Source organism: Rhizobium mesoamericanum STM3625 (genome assembly GCF_000312665.1).
GTDB classification, from domain to species: Bacteria; Pseudomonadota; Alphaproteobacteria; order Rhizobiales; family Rhizobiaceae; genus Rhizobium; species Rhizobium mesoamericanum.
This window is the reverse complement of record NZ_HF536772.1, coordinates 561265-577452: the sequence shown is the minus strand read 5'-3', so window position 1 is coordinate 577452 and position 16188 is coordinate 561265. Positions and strand designations below refer to the sequence as shown.

Sequence of the window (16188 nt, the reverse complement as noted above, 5' to 3'; positions counted from 1 at the left end):
CTTTCAGAAAATGTCTAATCAAACCTTCTAATGCGACCTATTCCTTCCGCTCAAGATAGGCCTTGAACTTGTCGGCATAATCCTTGTGCCAGCGCGACAGCGGCGGACGGTTCTCGATGATGTCACCCATCGCCCAGGCCATGCGGCGTTCGTCCACCGGTCGCGCAACGTCATTGTCGGGGCACAGGATGTAAAAGTCGCCACGTTCCAGGCTCTCGATCATGAAATCGACCGTCTGTTCCGGAGTCCATGCGGCGGTCGGCTTTTCGGCGCGATCGCCCTTGGTAAGGCCGGTAAAAACGAAGCCGGGGATCAAGAGGTGGGCTGAGATCTTCGAGCCTTCGGTGTTGCGCAACTCATGCTCAAGGGCTTCGGTGAACACCTTCACGCCGGCCTTTGACACGTTATAGGCCGGATTGCCGGGCGGCGTGGTGATGCCCTGCTTGGAGCCGGTGTTGATGATCAGGCCCGGTTCACCGTGCGCGAGCATGTGCTGGCCGAAGGTTCGCGTTCCGTTGATGACGCCAAGCAGGTTGACGCCGAAGATGCTATCCCAATCGGCCTGGGCACTGAAGATTGACGTCTCGGGGCCGATGCCGGCGTTGTTCATGAGAATATGCACGCGGCCGAAGCGCTGGATCACGGTGCGTTCAAGGGCCTCCAGAGAGTCCTTCTGCGCCACGTCGGTTTCGACGGCAAGGACGTGCTCCTCTCCGGAGATGGATTTCAGTTCCTTTGCGGCTTCTGCCAGCCGGTCGCCCCCCAGATCGGCAATGGCGACGCTCATGCCCGCCCGCGCAAAGTGCTTTGCTGCGGCAAGTCCGATGCCGGAAGCACCGCCGGTGACGACGGCAACATTGGATTTCCTGATGATGTCTTGGATTCTTGTCACGGCCGGCTCTCCTCAGCATTGTCACGACGCTGGCAGATATGGGTTGCGCTTTCAACCTGTCAATCAATATCCGAGCCGCCTGTGGTTGCCGTTCCCCTTGCGTCCTGCGTCGATCTCGCTAAAAGTGCCCAGCCATACCGGGCTTGGCGGGTTTGCCGCTGCCCTTTTGCAACGGACCTCATCATCATGGCATCGCACAAAGACGTAAAGAAAGTCGTCCTCGCCTATTCCGGCGGTCTCGACACCTCGATCATCCTGAAGTGGCTGCAGACCGAACTCGGCGCAGAAGTCGTGACCTTCACCGCCGACCTCGGCCAGGGCGAAGAGCTGGAGCCGGCACGCAAGAAGGCCGAAATGCTCGGCATCAAGGAGATCTACATCGAGGATGTCCGGGAAGAGTTCGTCAAGGATTTCGTGTTCCCGATGTTCCGCGCCAATGCGGTCTATGAGGGAGTCTATCTGCTCGGCACCTCGATCGCGCGTCCGCTGATCTCCAAGCACCTGATCGATATCGCCCGCAAGACCGGTGCCGATGCAATCGCCCATGGCGCCACCGGCAAGGGCAACGACCAGGTTCGTTTTGAGCTTTCCGCCTATGCACTGAACCCCGATATCAAGATCATCGCGCCGTGGCGTGACTGGTCGTTCAAGAGCCGTACCGATCTGCTGGAATTCGCCGAGAAGCACCAGATCCCGGTCGCCAAGGACAAGAAGGGCGAGGCACCGTTCTCCGTCGACGCCAACCTGCTGCACTCGTCGTCCGAGGGCAAGGTTCTCGAAGATCCGGCACAGGAAGCACCCGAATACGTTCATATGCGCACGATTTCTCCGGAAGCCGCGCCTGACAAGGCAACGACGATCAAGGTCGGCTTCGAGAATGGTGATGCTGTTTCGATCAACGGCGTACGGATGAGTCCGGCGACGTTGCTCGCGACGCTCAACAATTACGGCCGTGACAACGGCATCGGTCGCCTGGACCTCGTGGAAAACCGATTCGTTGGCATGAAGTCCCGTGGTGTCTACGAGACGCCCGGCGGCACGATCCTACTTGCCGCGCATCGCGCCATCGAATCCATCACGCTCGACCGCGGCGCCGCGCACCTCAAGGATGAGCTGATGCCGCGCTACGCGGAGCTGATCTACTACGGCTTCTGGTTCTCGCCGGAACGCGAAATGCTGCAGGCGCTGATCGACAAGAGCCAGGAGCATGTCGAAGGCGAAGTGACGCTGAAGCTCTACAAGGGTAATGTCACGGTAATCGGCCGTGAGAGCTCCAAGTCGCTCTACTCCGACAAGCTGGTTACCTTTGAAGATGACCAAGGCGCCTACGACCAGAAGGATGCCGCTGGTTTCATCAAGCTCAACGCGCTACGTTTGCGCACCCTCGCCAAGCGCAACCTCTCGAAGTAATCGAGAGCAGCTGCAAGAGATTAAAGGCCCGCCTCGTGTGGGCCTTTTTCATTCGCGTGTTCTGGCGTTTGAGAGCTCTGCGGCGCGTCGCGAGGCGCGCACGAACCAGACGTAGCTTACGATCGAAATCAGCGCCATGGCGGGGATTACGGTTCCGAAGGCAAGCAGCGGCATGCCGACCAGCGAACCCGCAACGCCGCCTGCAAATCCGCCACCCATCTGAATAAAGCCCATCATCGCGGATGCCGAGCCGGCGATATGCGGGAAGGGGTAAAGGCCCGATGTCGTCATGTGCGGGGTGAGGAATGCCAATCCGAAGGCCAGGAACGCGATGGGCCCCATGATCGAAAGATAGGAGGGCGTGACGAAGTGGACGGACAGCGCGATCATGGTACCGGCAAGCCCGAGCAGGCTAAGTCCGACGCGCACGGAGCCGTCGCCGCCCAGGCGCGGCGCCGCATAGCGTAAACAGACCGAGCCGAGGAAGTAGGAACCCGATTGCATCAACATGCCCAAGCCGAAGGCGGTCGGTGAAAGACCGACGACCTTGATGAGGATGAAGGGAAGAAGTGTCGCCTGTGCATAAAGGGCGCCGATCGAGCCGCCGAGAACAAGCGAGGCGGAGACGAAACGGCTTTCGCGCGCAAGCTCCAGATAGGCGCAAAGCAGCGGAACCGGGAGCGCGCGGCGCGGGTCCGGCACGGTGGTTTCGCGCATAAAGACGATCACCCCAAAACAGATCAGCAGTCCGAAGCCGATCAGAAGGAAGAAGACCGACTGCCAGCCGAGGGCCGCCAGCGCCAATCCGCCGATCGTTGGTGCAGCAGCCGGTCCGATCGCGATCATGATGCCGATGAGGTTCATGATGCGGGAGGCTTCCGTCCCGGTGAACTGGTCACGCACGATAGCCCGCGCCACCGTAATCCCGATGGAGGCGCCAGTCCCCTGGATCAACCGGCCGACAAGCAGCCATTCAATGTCGGGCGCAAAGGCGGCGAGCAGGCTGCCGACCACATAGATGCCGATAAAGAGAAGAGTCGCCGCACGGCGGCCGAAGGCATCCGAGAGCGGACCGGCAAGCAGTTGCGCAACCGAGAAGCCTGCGAAATAGACGGAGAGCGTCATCTTGATCGCGGAATCCGACGTCTGAAACGCATGGACGAGCTCCGGCATTGCCGGCGTGTAAATCGACATCGAGATCGGGCCGATGGTTGCAAGAAGCGCTCCGAGCATGCTCGTTCGCCGTTCGCTCATCCGGAATGGGGGCATAGGGTACTCGGTGTTTGTTGACATGCGCGACCCGCGCAAGGGCGGCCAGTTCCCTTCTGTCGGAAGCCGCGTGATACGGCAATTCAAAAATCTGATGGATCGCCATGATAGCTTGACGCCCTTTGAGTGGCGCATAAGCTGCGGCTGTCCTTTTCGGAGTTTGTCGATGACGCAACCCTTGCTCGCGGGCGCCTTTCTGGCAGCCCTTCTCTACGTGCTCATTCCAGGGCCTGCCTTTCTCGCTTTGCTTGGCATCGGCGCGGGGCAGGGCCGCCGTGCCGGTGCAATGTTCGTCAGCGGCCATCTGGTCGGCGATCTGCTCTGGGCATCGCTGGCGTTGATCGCGATCATCGGTGCGAAGACGATCGGCACCTTTGTCTTCGACGCGCTTGGCCTTCTCTGTGGTTTCTACCTTGCCTGGATCGGTTGGAATGCCGTGCGGGCAAAGCCGAAGAGTGAGGGGCAGGCCCTGATGGTGGTGGAGCGACCGTTCCGCCGCGGTCTGATCTTCGGCGTCACCAACCCGAAGGGATATCCAGTCGCGCTTGCGACGTTCACGGCGCTTGTTGCGGGTTCGGCGAGCGCATTGCAGTTTCACGCGCTGCCGGTCCTGCTGGCAGTTTCGTTTTTGGGCTTTATCGTGGCGGACACGATCCTGATCACGATCATTGGCGCGGGAACGGTCCGGCGTTTCTATCGTTCGCACGAACGGCTAATCGTGCGCTGCTCCGGTGTTCTCTTCATGGGCTTTGCAGCTCAGGCGCTCTGGCATGCGACGCCCGGCCTGCTCGGATGGCGGAAAGCCTGAGATCAGACGTTGAGGAAGCTGACAACGGAATCGAGCCGTGCCACCGCTTGCGGGTCGCCGATCGATGTCGCGATCTGGAGCTGGTCCTTGTAGTAATCCCGGAAATTGAAGCTTGTCGCGTCGGAAATATCTGATAGGTCGAGAATGTTGCCTGACGGATCGATCGTCCGCATCGGCAGCGGCTCGGAGATCGCGGCAAACGTATCCTGATCGATCGCACCGGCATCGAGGCTCTGCCTTGCATATTGACGCAGTTCGCTGGCGCTGATGGCGGAAAAATCCGGCGTATCAGCGTTCGGTTCATCGATGTGGAATGCCGTCGGGGATTTCGTCGCCGTGCCGAATTGCGCTTCGTTGTAATTGTTAGATTTATCGGAGTTTCTTCTGAAAAGAAAATTCGGCGAAGACCGCACAGAAAGGATTTCCATGACGCGTATCCACTTGCAAAAAGATGATGGCCTGAAGCTACCGCGCGCGGCGAACCTACGTCAATCGTCAACGATTAGTTAATTCTTATGCATCATTTCTTGCCGTGAACTTTTCGCAGTTTGGCCTGGAGATGAGCGTCTGATCGGCAATACCAATTGCGGATGCGCATCCCTATATTGCCTGTTCAGCTTTCTGCCACAAAGGATCCCCTCATGCCTTCCACCCCAGAAATCAACCCGGCACTTATCGAATGGAATGGTCTCCACGGTCTGCCGCGTTTCGATGCTCTCAACGATAGCGACTTTGCTCCTGCCTTCGATGCAGCGCTTTCAGCGCATGAGAGAGAGATTGACGCGATCGCGGGTAACCCCGAGGTGCCGACATTCGAGAACACCGTCGTTGCGCTCGAGATTGCGGGCGATGAGCTGTCGCGCGTTTCGGCCCTTTTCTGGAACCGGGCGGGTGCACATACCAACGATACGATCCAGGCGCTGGAACGGGACATCTCGCCAAAGATGTCCCGACACTATTCCAAGATCGGCATGAACGCGGCGCTCTTTGCCCGTATCGATGCGTTGTGGGAAGCGCGCGAAAGCCTTGGGCTGACCCTGGAGCAGACGCGCGTTTTGGAGCGCCACTGGAAGGGCTTCGTCAAATCGGGCGCGAAGTTGCCGAAAACGGAGCAGGAGAAGCTCGCGGGAATCAACGAGAAGCTTGCCGGTCTCGGCACCCAGTTCGGTCAGAACGTACTCGCCGACGAGAAAAACTGGGCGCTGATCCTTTCCGACGGCGCTGATCTCGACGGCATTCCCGATTTCCTAAAGGATGCGATGGCGGCGGCTGCGCGAGAGCGTGGGGAAGAAGGCAAGTTTGCCGTGACCCTCTCACGCTCGATCATCGAGCCGTTTCTTACCTTCTCGGAGCGGCGGGACCTGAGGGAACTGACCTTCAAGGCCTGGGTTGCGCGCGGCGAGAATGATGGCGCGAGCGATAATCGCGGCATCATCCGTGATGCGCTCGCGCTCCGCAACGAGGTAGCAAAGCTGCTCGGTTATGCCAACTTTGCTGAACTTAAACTCGACAACACGATGGCAAAGACGCCCGAAGCCGTGAACCATTTGCTGCGGCAGGTTTGGGCAAAGGCGGTCAAGCGTGCAGGCGAGGAAGAAGCAGACATTGCCAAGCTGATCGCCGCCGAAGGCAAGAACCACGACGTCATGCCCTGGGATTGGCGGCACTATGCCGAAAAGATCCGGGCGCAGCGGTTCAATTTCTCCGAGGCTGAGCTGAAGCCTTATCTGCAGCTTGAGAAGATCATCGACGCCAGCTTCGATGTTGCCGGCCGGTTGTTCGGCATTCGCGCCGTCGAGAAGAAGGGGGTTCCGGCCTATCATCCCGATGTGCGCGTCTTCGAGATCCGCGATCGCGAAGATAGGCTGGTGGCGCTCTTCCTTGGCGACTATTTCGCCCGCGGTTCGAAGCGTTCCGGCGCCTGGATGAGTTCGTTTCAGTCGCAGCACAAGCTGCCGTTGAAGAACGGCCGTCACGGCGAACTGCCGATCATCTACAATGTCTGCAATTTCGCGAAGCCTGCTGAAGGCAAGCCGGCGCTCCTGTCGCTGGACGACGCACGCACGCTGTTCCACGAATTCGGCCATGCGCTCCATGGGATGCTATCTAATGTTACCTATCCCTCAGTTTCGGGCACGGGCGTCTCGCGAGATTTCGTGGAATTGCCGTCACAGCTTTACGAACACTGGCTGACAGTGCCCGCGATCCTGAAGCAATATGCCGTGCACTTTGAAACCGGCGAGCCGATGCCGCAGGCTTTGCTCGACAAGGTTCTGGCGGCGCGGACGTTCAATTCCGGCTTCAATACGGTCGAGTTTACCTCGTCTGCGCTTGTCGACATGGCGTTCCACACTCGCGACAAGGTCGAGGATCCAATGGCAGTGCAGTCCGAGGTGCTGTCGGAGCTCGGCATGCCGAAGTCGATTGTCATGCGTCATGCGTCGCCGCACTTCCAACACATCTTCTCCGGCGGTTATTCAGCCGGCTACTATTCCTACATGTGGTCCGAAGTTCTCGATGCGGATGCCTTTGCCGCGTTCGAGGAAACCGGCGACGCATTCAATCGCGAGATGGCCGTCAAGCTCAAGGACAACATCTATTCCGTCGGCGGCGCGATTGATCCCGAGGAGGCCTACAAGGCCTTTCGCGGCAAATTGCCGAGCCCGGATGCCATGCTGGTGAAGAAGGGGCTTGCGACCTTCGAGGAACTGTCCGGCAGTGATGCTTGAGGCGATCGCTTAATAAAACTGTCGTCGAAGTTTGCAACAACCGTCATGCCATCTTCAAGAGAGGATGACATGACGGGCGCCATAGGGTCGGCGCAGCAAAAGCTGCCACCGTCGGCCGGCATGCAGTTCTTTGGGATCGTCGACATCGACGGGCAGACCCAGCAACCGACCGTAAGGTTGATGGATCGGAACGACACGGAACTGTGGCGAACGGTTATCGCCCCGCAGGTATCGAGCTGAGCATACAAGCAGTCAATCAGGGGCTCCCCCCTTTCGCAAAAGCGAAAAACACTGTATGAGCCGCCCAAATGAAATTGGCGCCTTCTCCCAGCGCGGCGCCCCAGCCTCAGAGATCTAGACATATGGCACTTCGCAACATCGCGATTATCGCGCACGTTGACCATGGCAAGACGACCTTGGTTGACGAGCTCCTGAAACAGTCCGGTTCGTTCCGCGAGAACCAGCGCGTCATGGAACGCGTCATGGACTCCAACGACATCGAAAAGGAACGCGGCATCACGATTCTAGCCAAGGCGACGTCGATCGAGTGGAAGGACACCCGCATCAACATCGTGGACACTCCCGGTCACGCCGACTTCGGCGGTGAAGTCGAGCGTATTCTCTCGATGGTGGATGGTGCGATCGTTCTCGTGGACGCCGCAGAGGGTCCGATGCCGCAGACCAAGTTCGTTGTCGGCAAGGCGCTGAAGGTCGGGCTTCGCCCGATCGTTGCGATTAACAAGGTCGACCGTCCGGACGCCCGTATCGATGAAGTCGTTAACGAAGTGTTCGATCTGTTCGCGGCACTCGACGCAACCGACGAGCAGCTCGACTTCCCGATCCTCTACGGTTCGGGCCGCTCTGGCTGGATGAACACCGATCCGAACGGTTCGCAGGAAGAAGGTCTGAAGCCGCTGCTCGACCTCGTCATTCAGCACGTTCCGGAGCCGAAGGTCGAAGAAGGTCCGTTCCGCATGATCGGCACGATCCTTGAAGCCAACAACTTCCTCGGCCGCATTATCACCGGCCGTATCGCTTCCGGCTCGATCAAGCCGAACCAGGCGGTCAAGGTTCTCGGCCAGGACGGTAAGCTGATCGAAAGCGGTCGCATCTCGAAGATCCTCGCATTCCGAGGCATCGAGCGCACGCCGATCGAAGAAGCGCATGCCGGCGACATCGTCGCGATCGCCGGCCTCTCCAAGGGCACCGTCGCCGACACGTTCTGCGATCCTGCCATCACCGAGCCGATGGCGGCACAGCCGATCGACCCGCCGACCGTTACCATGTCCTTCATCGTCAACGACAGCCCGCTTGCCGGCACCGAAGGCGACAAGGTCACCTCGCGCGTCATCCGTGACCGCCTATTCAAGGAAGCCGAAGGCAATGTCGCGCTGAAGATCGAAGAGTCTCCGGACAAGGATTCGTTCTTCGTGTCGGGCCGCGGCGAACTGCAGCTCGCCGTTCTGATCGAAAACATGCGTCGCGAAGGCTTCGAGCTTGCCGTGTCGCGTCCGCGCGTCGTCATGCACAAGGACGAAGCGACAGGCCAGATGATGGAGCCGATCGAAGAAGTCGTCATCGACGTCGACGAAGAGCATTCCGGCGTCGTTGTCCAGAAGATGTCCGAGCGCAAGGCCGAGATGGTCGAGCTGCGTCCGTCGGGCGGCAACCGCGTTCGCCTGCGCTTCTACGCGCCGACCCGCGGCCTGATCGGCTACCAGTCGGAACTCCTGACGGATACTCGCGGCACTGCCGTGATGAACCGTCTGTTCCATGACTACCAGCCATACAAGGGTGAGATCGGTGGCCGCATCAACGGTGTTCTGCTCGCAAACGAAGCCGGCGAAGCCGTTGCCTACGCTCTGTTCAACCTGGAAGACCGTGGTCCGATGATCATCGACGCCGGCGAAAAGGTCTACATGGGCATGATCATCGGCATCCACAGCCGTGACAACGACCTCGAGGTCAACGTGCTGAAGGGCAAGAAGCTCACGAACATCCGCGCTGCCGGCAAGGACGAAGCCGTCAAGCTTACGCCGCCGATCCGTATGACGCTCGAGCGCGCACTCTCCTGGATCCAGGATGACGAGCTGGTCGAAGTGACGCCGAAATCGATCCGTCTGCGCAAGATGTATCTTGACGCCAACGACCGCAAGCGCTTCGAAAAGGCCAAGTCGGCCTAAGCCGCTGAAGTCTTTCAGCCTTCAACCCCGGCCATTGAGCCGGGGTTTTTTATTTGTGCAGTTTGCCGAATCTCGCTTGTCGCAATAGTTAAAAAAGCGTTAAATTTCAGGTGTCGTCCACATGTTAAGCCTGTGGGCAAGAGGCCTGAATGCGCGGCGCGCATATGGTTAATTGCCGCCAATGGGACCAGAGTACGCGTTATGAAGACGTTGTCGATCGATGTTCGGCGGGCCGAACCGCACGATTCCCGAGCCATATCGGAAGTGCATCGGCTTGCGTGGCAGCACACTTACGCGGGGATTATTCCGCATCGTGCATTGCGGCAGATGATCGAGCGTCGCGGTGAGAATTGGTGGCGCAAGGCGACCCGCGGGCCTGCCACGCTGCTCGTTCTGGATGTCGCTGGTACGGTCGCGGGCTATGCTACGCTTGGTCTCAATCGTGCTCGTGCGCTTCCCCAGGAAGGTGAGATCTACGAGCTCTATCTTCGGCCGGAATACCAGGGCATTGGGCTCGGACACATGCTTTTTGGTGAAGCAAGACGGCTTTTGAAGTCGCTTGGTTGCAATGGTCTGGTTGTCTGGTGTCTCGAAGAAAATGAGACCGGCGCGCAGTTCTATCGCAGCCACGGTGGTATCGACTATTGCGAGGGCATGGAAACGTTCGACCAGAAGCAGCTGAAGAAAATCGGCTTCATCTGGGGTTGATGCCGATTTCCTAGTCTACGCTCTTTCGCGAAAATCGAACTCGAAAGTCAGGCCGGGTTACTCGCTTCAAGCAACATGGCGACGAGCCTTGGCGGCGACGCAAATTGCCGACTTGGCATGTTGCGTTGCGGGATGATTCCCAGTATCTGGCAACCATCGACTCAACCTTTAGAGGGAAGCTCTATGCGCATTGACGCGATTTCCATCGGCAAGAACCCGCCGGAAGATGTCAACGTAATCGTTGAGGTGCCCGTCGGCGGCCACCCGATCAAGTACGAGATGGACAAGGAAGCAGGTACGCTCGTCGTCGATCGTTTCCTCTATACGCCGATGACCTATCCAGGCAATTACGGTTTCGTGCCGCATACGCTATCTGAGGACGGCGATCCGATCGACGTCTTGATCGCCAGTACGCGTCCGCTCGTTCCTGGCTGTGTCATCAACGTGCGCCCGATCGGCGTGCTCAAGATGGAAGACAATTCCGGCAAGGACGAGAAGATCATCGCCGTCCCGTCGCCGAAGCTGACGCTGCGTTACGAAAAGGTGAAAGACCACACCGATCTTCCGGAGATCACCTTGAAGCAGATCGAGCACTTTTTCGAGCACTACAAGGATCTCGAGCCGGGCAAGTGGGTGAAGATCTACGGTTGGGGTGACTCAACAGAAGCCGGACAGCTGATCCTTGAGGCGATCGAACGCTTCAAGAAAAAAAAGGCGTGATCAGCACTCGATAAGGTCTTTCAGTTTCCTGATCAAATCCTCCGGATCGCCATCGATCCGGAGGATTTTTTTACGCGACGTCTCGCCTGACGCGAGACTGACCAACGACTTTGGGACACTAAGCGACTTGGCCATCAGTGCGACCAACGCTTTGTTCGCCTTGCCCTTCTCGGGAACGGCAGTCACTTTTACTTTGAGGTGGGGCTTGCCGTCGCCGTCCGTCTCCACGCCGTCGATAGCATCGCGTCCGCCGTTTGGCGTCAGACGAACCGTCAGAGCTATATGGTCGGTGAATACAGCCCAGGGCCGGTTCATGCTACCAACGGGAAGATCGAATTCCACATCAGCGAGCGCACGAAGAAGATGATCAGCAGTAGGATGATTGGCGAGATATCGATGCCGCCGAGGTTCGGCAGCACGCGGCGGATCGGTCGCAGCAGCGGTTCGGTCACGTTGTAGAGGAACATGCCGACCGAATTGACGAACTGATTGCTGGAGTTGATTACGTTGAACGCATACAGCCAGGAAAAGATGGCGCTGGCAATCAGCACCCAAGTGTAGAGATTCAACGCCAAATCAATGGTTTGAAAAAGCGCAAGCATTGCCGTCTCCAGTTCGTTGTTGACAGACATGTAGACATTGGCGACTAAACGGGCAAGTGCTGTCTCGAAACGCATTGTAAATCATGTTTAATCGCGGCGTCGTGCGTTGGCGTCTGGCTTGTTGTCCTGGAAAACTTCCATGTCCTTTTCGCCAACCGGAGATCGTTTTGCCGCGTTCCGGCATCCGTCTTACACCCGGTTCTTTTTCGCGCGGTTTCTTCTGTCCTTTTCGCAGCAGATCGTCAGTGTAGCCGTCGGCTGGCAGATGTATGATCAGACGCGCAGTGCGATTTACCTTGGCCTGATTGGCCTTGTGCAATTTTTGCCGTCGCTGGTCCTGATCCTAGTCACCGGATCCGTCGCCGACCAGCACAATCGGCGTGTTATCGCCGCCCTCTGCTCGCTCGTCAGCGCGCTTTGTACGCTGGCGCTGCTGTTGATGACGATAACCGGCACGTTCTCACCGCTGCCTGTGTTTGCCGTTCTGCTGGTCTTCGGCGTCGAGCGTGCCTTCATGTCGCCGGCCGTGCAGTCGCTGGCGCCGAACCTTGTGCCGCCACAGGATCTGTCGAATGCCATCGCCTGGAATTCGTCTTCATGGCAGCTGGCGGCAATCACGGGCCCTGTTCTTGGCGGTCTGTTGTACGGGATCAACCCTCATACGGCCTACACAGTTGCTGTCGTCTTCGCTGCTCTGGGTGCGGCCCTGCTCTATATGATCCCCAAACCGCCGCAGAAGACAATGGGTGAAGCCAAGAGTTGGGATATGATCCTTGGCGGCTTCCGCTTCATCCGTGCCGAGAAAGTCGTTCTGGGTGCGATATCGCTCGATCTCTTCGCGGTACTGCTCGGCGGCGCGACGGCGCTGATGCCTATCTTTGCGCGCGATATCCTGACACTCGGCCCTTGGGGCCTCGGCCTGTTGCGTTCGGCGCCCGGGGTTGGCGCCATCGCGATGGCTATATTTCTAGCTGCCTATCCCCTCAAGCATAGTGTGGGCATTGCGATGTTCATCGGCGTCGCCCTGTTCGGCATCGGCACCGTCATATTCGGGTTCTCGACCAGTAGGGAACTGTCGATCGCGGCATTGGCCATTATGGGGGCGGCAGATATGGTCTCCGTCTATGTGCGGGAGAGCCTGATCGCCCTCTGGACGCCGGACGAATTGCGCGGCCGGGTTAACGCCGTCAACATGGTCTTCGTCGGCGCCTCCAACGAGCTCGGCGAATTTCGAGCAGGCACGATGGCTTCCATCTTCGGCGCCGTGCCTGCTGTCGTCATCGGTGGCATTGGAACACTTGCCGTCGCGGCAATCTGGGCCACGAGCTTTCCAAAGCTGCGCAGAATCGACACACTTGATGCGCCGGAGCGGGTGGGATAAGCGTGGCAGTCTTCAGGTCGAGATAATGAGTTCTGCTTCTATTTCGACCGGAAAGTTCAGCGGCAGGCCGGCAACGCCGATCGCAGATCGGGAGTGACTGCCCACCTCCGGCCCGAACACTTCAATGATCAATTCGGTGAAACCGTTGATTACGGCTGGTGGATTGGCAAAGCGCGGCGCGCAATTCACCATGCCGAACACGCGGCACCAGCCGGTAATCCGATCGAGGCTGCCCAACTCCCGCTTCAGGCTTCCCAACATGGAAAGAGCTACTTTCCGAGCAGATGCCTTGGCCTCCTCAATGGAGATGTTCTCGCCGACGGCTCCGAACGGGCCGGCGGGCGTGCCATCGGTATTTTGCGGACCATGGCCTGACACGAATGCGCGATTGCCGCGCACATTCACCCAGGGAAATGGAAGGACCATGTTGGAAGGCAGCTTCAGGGGTTGCGGTAGAACCAATCCCATCGCGGCAAGTCTCTGCTCGTAGTTAGCCATGGAACTCCTCCGGAAATAGCTTTGGTCGTCACTGGGCGGGCACGGCAAATTCCAAGATCTCATTCGGACCGGAAAGCATTGCTGGTCAGTATCGCCAGAGTGGCAGTGCACTCGATTCTAGCACGACGTGGTGCATGGCGCACGTTTAAGCGGGGAGAGCGGCTCTGGATGTTGCGACAGAATTGGACGTCTTGCCCTCGAAAACAATATCGAGGAACTCATTCAACCATGCTTTCAGCGGCGCGTCGAAGAGCATTCGTCCTTCGAGATGTTCACGGCCCTGCTGCGCGTTCGGAAGGATGAAGCGATGCGCGCCGTGAACCACCCACCGATGCATCATCGCGCGCGTAAGCTCAGCATGGAACTGGAGACCCCAGGCATGGCCGTCATAGCGAAAAGCCTGATTGGGATAGGTGTCGCCTTCCGCCAGCAACTCCGCGCCGTGCGGCAGGTCAAAGCCTTCGCGGTGAAAGTGATAAACCATCCTCGGCCAGTGCATCAGCAGGCGGCCTTTCTCGGTCGGGCGTAGAGGATACCAGCCAATCTCGGTGGAACCATCAACGTTCGCCTGGACCTTGCCGCCGAGTTGCCTGACCAGCATCTGTGCGCCAAGGCAGATGCCGAGCAGTGGGCGTTTTTCTCTTAGTGGCACATCGAGCCAATTGATCTCCGTCTTGACGAAATCATCCGTATCGTTAGCGCTCATTGGTCCGCCGAAGACGACGGCGCCCGCATGTTCGGCAAGCGTCGAGGGAAGCTTATCGCCAAGAACCGGGCGCCGGATATCGAGCCGATACCCCTTCTCGACCAGCAGGTGACCTACCCGGCCAGGACTCGAGTGCTCCTGATGGAGAACAATCAGGACCGGGCGTGGGTCGTGCTCGGGTAAGCGGTCAGTCGGCATCGTCCTGGATCACCTCGGCATCTGTCACTCGGCGGGCTGCCTCCTGCCTCTTTTGGATCCGTTCGCGCGCGGAAACCCCGAGAAGTTCGGCTATGCGCCAGATCGCGTCATCCTCCATCTCGCTGCGCTCGCCATCGGCATAGACGATGTCCCAGAGAACTCCGATCAGTTCAAGCCGTTGTTCCGTGTTGAGATGACGCTTGAGATCCGACGTGAAGCGGTAGTAATCGACCGCATCGCTTTCCGCCTCCTGACCCGCTGCCATCAGGGCGTCGAGCTGCTTACGGTCGAGTCCGTACTGGTCCTTAAGCAGCTTGCGAAGTCGTTTCGTCTCACTGTCCTTGACCTGCCCGTCCGCTTCCATGACCTGCATGCAAAGCGCAGCGACCGCAATGCGCGGGTCATCCGGGGCGAAACCTTTCTTTGAATTGTCGGAGGTCAGATTTTGAAAGAATTCCTGAAAGCGTTCGAACATTTAGGTCCTGTTTGTCTAGAAAAGGCGAAGCCGTGTCTTGGACTCTGGCTTGGCCACCGGGTTGCGGACGCCGGGATCGTCCGGCAGGCCACCAAAGAATGGGCGTGGTTCGGGTGAGGTTGCAGTTTCTGCCGGCTGCTTGCCTGGCGCCGGCGGCTTAGGCGACGGGCGCGCGGCCTCGGCTATAGTGGCAGCCCGTTCGAGTTCGATGATGCGGTGATCGCTGACCGGGCTTTCCGAACGGACTTCGCGCACCGGCGGCAGCGTCTTCAGGGCACTGTCGATCGAGATCGCCATACCTTGGTCGCCAGCGTTCTCCACGTGGTCGAATGGCACCTTCCAGACAAATGCATCCAGTCGACCGGTGACGGGTGAAAGTGGTAGCCATTTATCTGAAACGAAACCATCCGCCACCCATGCCGGATCGCGCGGCGCTCTGAGGGCCTGAGCGAGCCAATGACGGACGCGGCCTTGGTCTCCCGTTTCTGCTTCCTCGATATCGGCGAGCAGCAGGAAGGCGGCTTCGCGCGGCTGGATACGCGCAGCGGCTTCTGCTTTGGCGCGAGCTTTTGCGAAATCCTGCGCGTCGAGCGCCGCCTGCGCCACGAGAAGCAGCGACTCCACGTTGTTTGGTCGCATCCCCTCCAAGCGCTCCGCGCGTTTCAGACGGTCTGCAGCAGTGTCGCCGCCGCGACCTCGCACGTAGGTGCGGCCGATGTCCGGGTGGGGGGCCGATTTCCATGCTTGCTCGAGGATCGATGCTGCCTTGCGCAGCTTGTCTTCCCGGAACAGCGCTTTCGCCGCTATGATCGCGGAAGGCTCGAGATCCGGAGCGAGCTTTAAAGCATGCGTGGCATCGTCCCGCGCACCCGCCGGGTCATTCTCCAGCTTGTCGGTCGCGCGAGCGGTTAGCAGTATGGCGCGAAGCCGGTCGGCCTCTGTCTTGTCGATAGCGCGGCCGGCCTTTTGCAGTTCCAGCAGCCGCAAGGCATCGTCCCATTGACCTGCCTGGCTGCGATATTCGAGCGTCGCCTGGGCGGCCCATGGCAGATAGGGTGCGCTATCAGCGGCTCTTTCTGCAAATTGGCGGGCGGCCTCATTGGCGCCGAGCCGCTTCGCTTCTAGATACAGGCCGCGCAAACCGAGTTCACGGGTTTCAGGATCGTTGGTCATCGCCTCGAACTTGGCGCGGGCCTCCTCATGACGGCCTTCGATCAAAGCCGCCTGCGCTTCCAGGAGAGCAATCAGCGGCTCCTGATTCGCACGTATCAAACCGCGGGAACGTGCGGCCATCTTGCGCGCCATCAGCGCATTTCCGGCACCCGCTGCAATAAGACCGGTCGACAGCGCCTGATATCCGCGGTCGCGCTTGCGAGCGCGAAAATAGCGAGTGACGGAATTGGGCGACATCCAGAGCGTTCGCAGCAGCCACCACAGGACCATCACGGCCGCGATGAGCGCGATCAAGGCGCTCGCCGCAACAATCAACCGGGTCTCATAGAGCTGCCCTTCCCAGGTCAATGATAGATCGCCGGGGCGATCGGCAAGCCAGGAAAATCCGTAACCTAAAGCGAGGATGAGGAGGGCAAAAATGACGAGCCTGACCATG

Annotated in this window: 16 protein-coding genes and 1 pseudogene; 8 read left to right on the top strand and 9 right to left on the bottom strand. The window is 59.1% G+C overall.

Translation table 11 applies throughout. The annotated features are described in order from the left end of the window. Nucleotides 1–37 precede the first annotated feature (37 nt). Complete coding sequence (locus tag BN77_RS02825; RefSeq protein WP_007528206.1) at nt 38–892, bottom strand: SDR family NAD(P)-dependent oxidoreductase; 855 nt, start codon at nt 890–892, stop codon at nt 38–40. A gap of 186 nt (nt 893–1078) precedes the next feature. Here BN77_RS02825 and BN77_RS02820 point away from each other — a divergent pair, with 186 nt between their 5' ends. Further along, complete coding sequence (locus BN77_RS02820) at nt 1079–2302, top strand: argininosuccinate synthase (protein WP_007528205.1); 1224 nt, start codon at nt 1079–1081, stop codon at nt 2300–2302. A 48-nt stretch (nt 2303–2350) separates the two neighbouring features. On the opposite strand, the gene BN77_RS02815 is transcribed toward BN77_RS02820, so the two are convergent. Then, nucleotides 2351–3535 (bottom strand): multidrug effflux MFS transporter, encoded by a 1185-nt coding sequence (locus tag BN77_RS02815; protein ID WP_007528204.1) that lies wholly within the window; start codon nt 3533–3535, stop codon nt 2351–2353. A 202-nt stretch (nt 3536–3737) separates the two neighbouring features. On the opposite strand from BN77_RS02815, the gene BN77_RS02810 reads away from it, so the two are divergent. After that, a complete protein-coding gene (locus tag BN77_RS02810) occupies nt 3738–4379 on the top strand; it encodes a LysE family translocator (RefSeq protein WP_007528202.1) in 642 nt (213 codons plus the stop codon). Between the two features lie 2 nt (nt 4380–4381). Here BN77_RS02810 and BN77_RS02805 read toward each other — a convergent pair whose 3' ends face one another. Further along, on the bottom strand, nt 4382–4807 hold the full coding sequence (locus BN77_RS02805) for a hypothetical protein (RefSeq protein WP_007528201.1): 426 nt from the start codon (nt 4805–4807) through the stop codon (nt 4382–4384). A gap of 213 nt (nt 4808–5020) precedes the next feature. Here BN77_RS02805 and BN77_RS02800 point away from each other — a divergent pair, with 213 nt between their 5' ends. From BN77_RS02800 to ppa, 5 genes and pseudogenes are all read left to right on the top strand, one after another. Continuing rightward, entirely contained in the window at nt 5021–7108 is a 2088-nt protein-coding gene (locus BN77_RS02800; protein ID WP_007528200.1) for a M3 family metallopeptidase, read from the top strand. Between the two features lie 69 nt (nt 7109–7177). Then, nucleotides 7178–7348: pseudogene (locus BN77_RS02795) on the top strand (alkaline phosphatase D family protein); the annotation flags it as partial. A gap of 122 nt (nt 7349–7470) precedes the next feature. Beyond that, nucleotides 7471–9291: a translational GTPase TypA gene (gene typA / locus BN77_RS02790; protein WP_007528198.1), complete on the top strand. Its 1821-nt coding sequence runs from the start codon at nt 7471–7473 to the stop codon at nt 9289–9291. Between the two features lie 201 nt (nt 9292–9492). Then, nucleotides 9493–9999, top strand: coding sequence for a GNAT family N-acetyltransferase (locus BN77_RS02785; RefSeq protein ID WP_007528197.1), 507 nt, complete (start codon nt 9493–9495; stop codon nt 9997–9999). A gap of 183 nt (nt 10000–10182) precedes the next feature. Next, complete coding sequence (ppa, locus tag BN77_RS02780; RefSeq protein WP_007528196.1) at nt 10183–10719, top strand: inorganic diphosphatase; 537 nt, start codon at nt 10183–10185, stop codon at nt 10717–10719. Here the strand turns inward: ppa and BN77_RS02775 are convergent, their stop codons facing one another. Next, nucleotides 10720–11034 (bottom strand): DUF167 domain-containing protein, encoded by a 315-nt coding sequence (locus tag BN77_RS02775; RefSeq protein ID WP_007528195.1) that lies wholly within the window; start codon nt 11032–11034, stop codon nt 10720–10722. It abuts the gene before it with no gap. Further along, on the bottom strand, nt 11031–11321 hold the full coding sequence (locus BN77_RS02770) for a YggT family protein (RefSeq protein WP_016556606.1): 291 nt from the start codon (nt 11319–11321) through the stop codon (nt 11031–11033). Before BN77_RS02770 ends, BN77_RS02775 begins: the two co-directional genes overlap by 4 nt. Nucleotides 11322–11460: 139 nt before the next feature. On the opposite strand from BN77_RS02770, the gene BN77_RS02765 reads away from it, so the two are divergent. Further along, the gene (locus BN77_RS02765; RefSeq protein ID WP_007528190.1) at nt 11461–12702 is read left to right on the top strand and encodes an MFS transporter; all 1242 of its coding nucleotides are present in this window, start codon (nt 11461–11463) and stop codon (nt 12700–12702) included. Between the two features lie 12 nt (nt 12703–12714). Here BN77_RS02765 and BN77_RS02760 read toward each other — a convergent pair whose 3' ends face one another. From BN77_RS02760 to BN77_RS02745, 4 genes are all read right to left on the bottom strand, one after another. Then, the gene (locus tag BN77_RS02760; protein ID WP_007528188.1) at nt 12715–13200 is read right to left on the bottom strand and encodes a RidA family protein; all 486 of its coding nucleotides are present in this window, start codon (nt 13198–13200) and stop codon (nt 12715–12717) included. Between the two features lie 145 nt (nt 13201–13345). Next, on the bottom strand, nt 13346–14104 hold the full coding sequence (locus BN77_RS02755; protein ID WP_007528187.1) for a glutamine amidotransferase: 759 nt from the start codon (nt 14102–14104) through the stop codon (nt 13346–13348). Further along, nucleotides 14094–14579 carry a tellurite resistance TerB family protein gene (locus BN77_RS02750; RefSeq protein WP_007528185.1) on the bottom strand — a complete coding sequence of 162 codons (486 nt, stop codon included), beginning with the start codon at nt 14577–14579 and terminating at the stop codon, nt 14094–14096. Before BN77_RS02750 ends, BN77_RS02755 begins: the two co-directional genes overlap by 11 nt. Nucleotides 14580–14594: 15 nt before the next feature. Next, complete coding sequence (locus tag BN77_RS02745; protein WP_007528184.1) at nt 14595–16187, bottom strand: heme biosynthesis protein HemY; 1593 nt, start codon at nt 16185–16187, stop codon at nt 14595–14597. Between the last annotated feature and the right edge of the window lies 1 nt (nt 16188).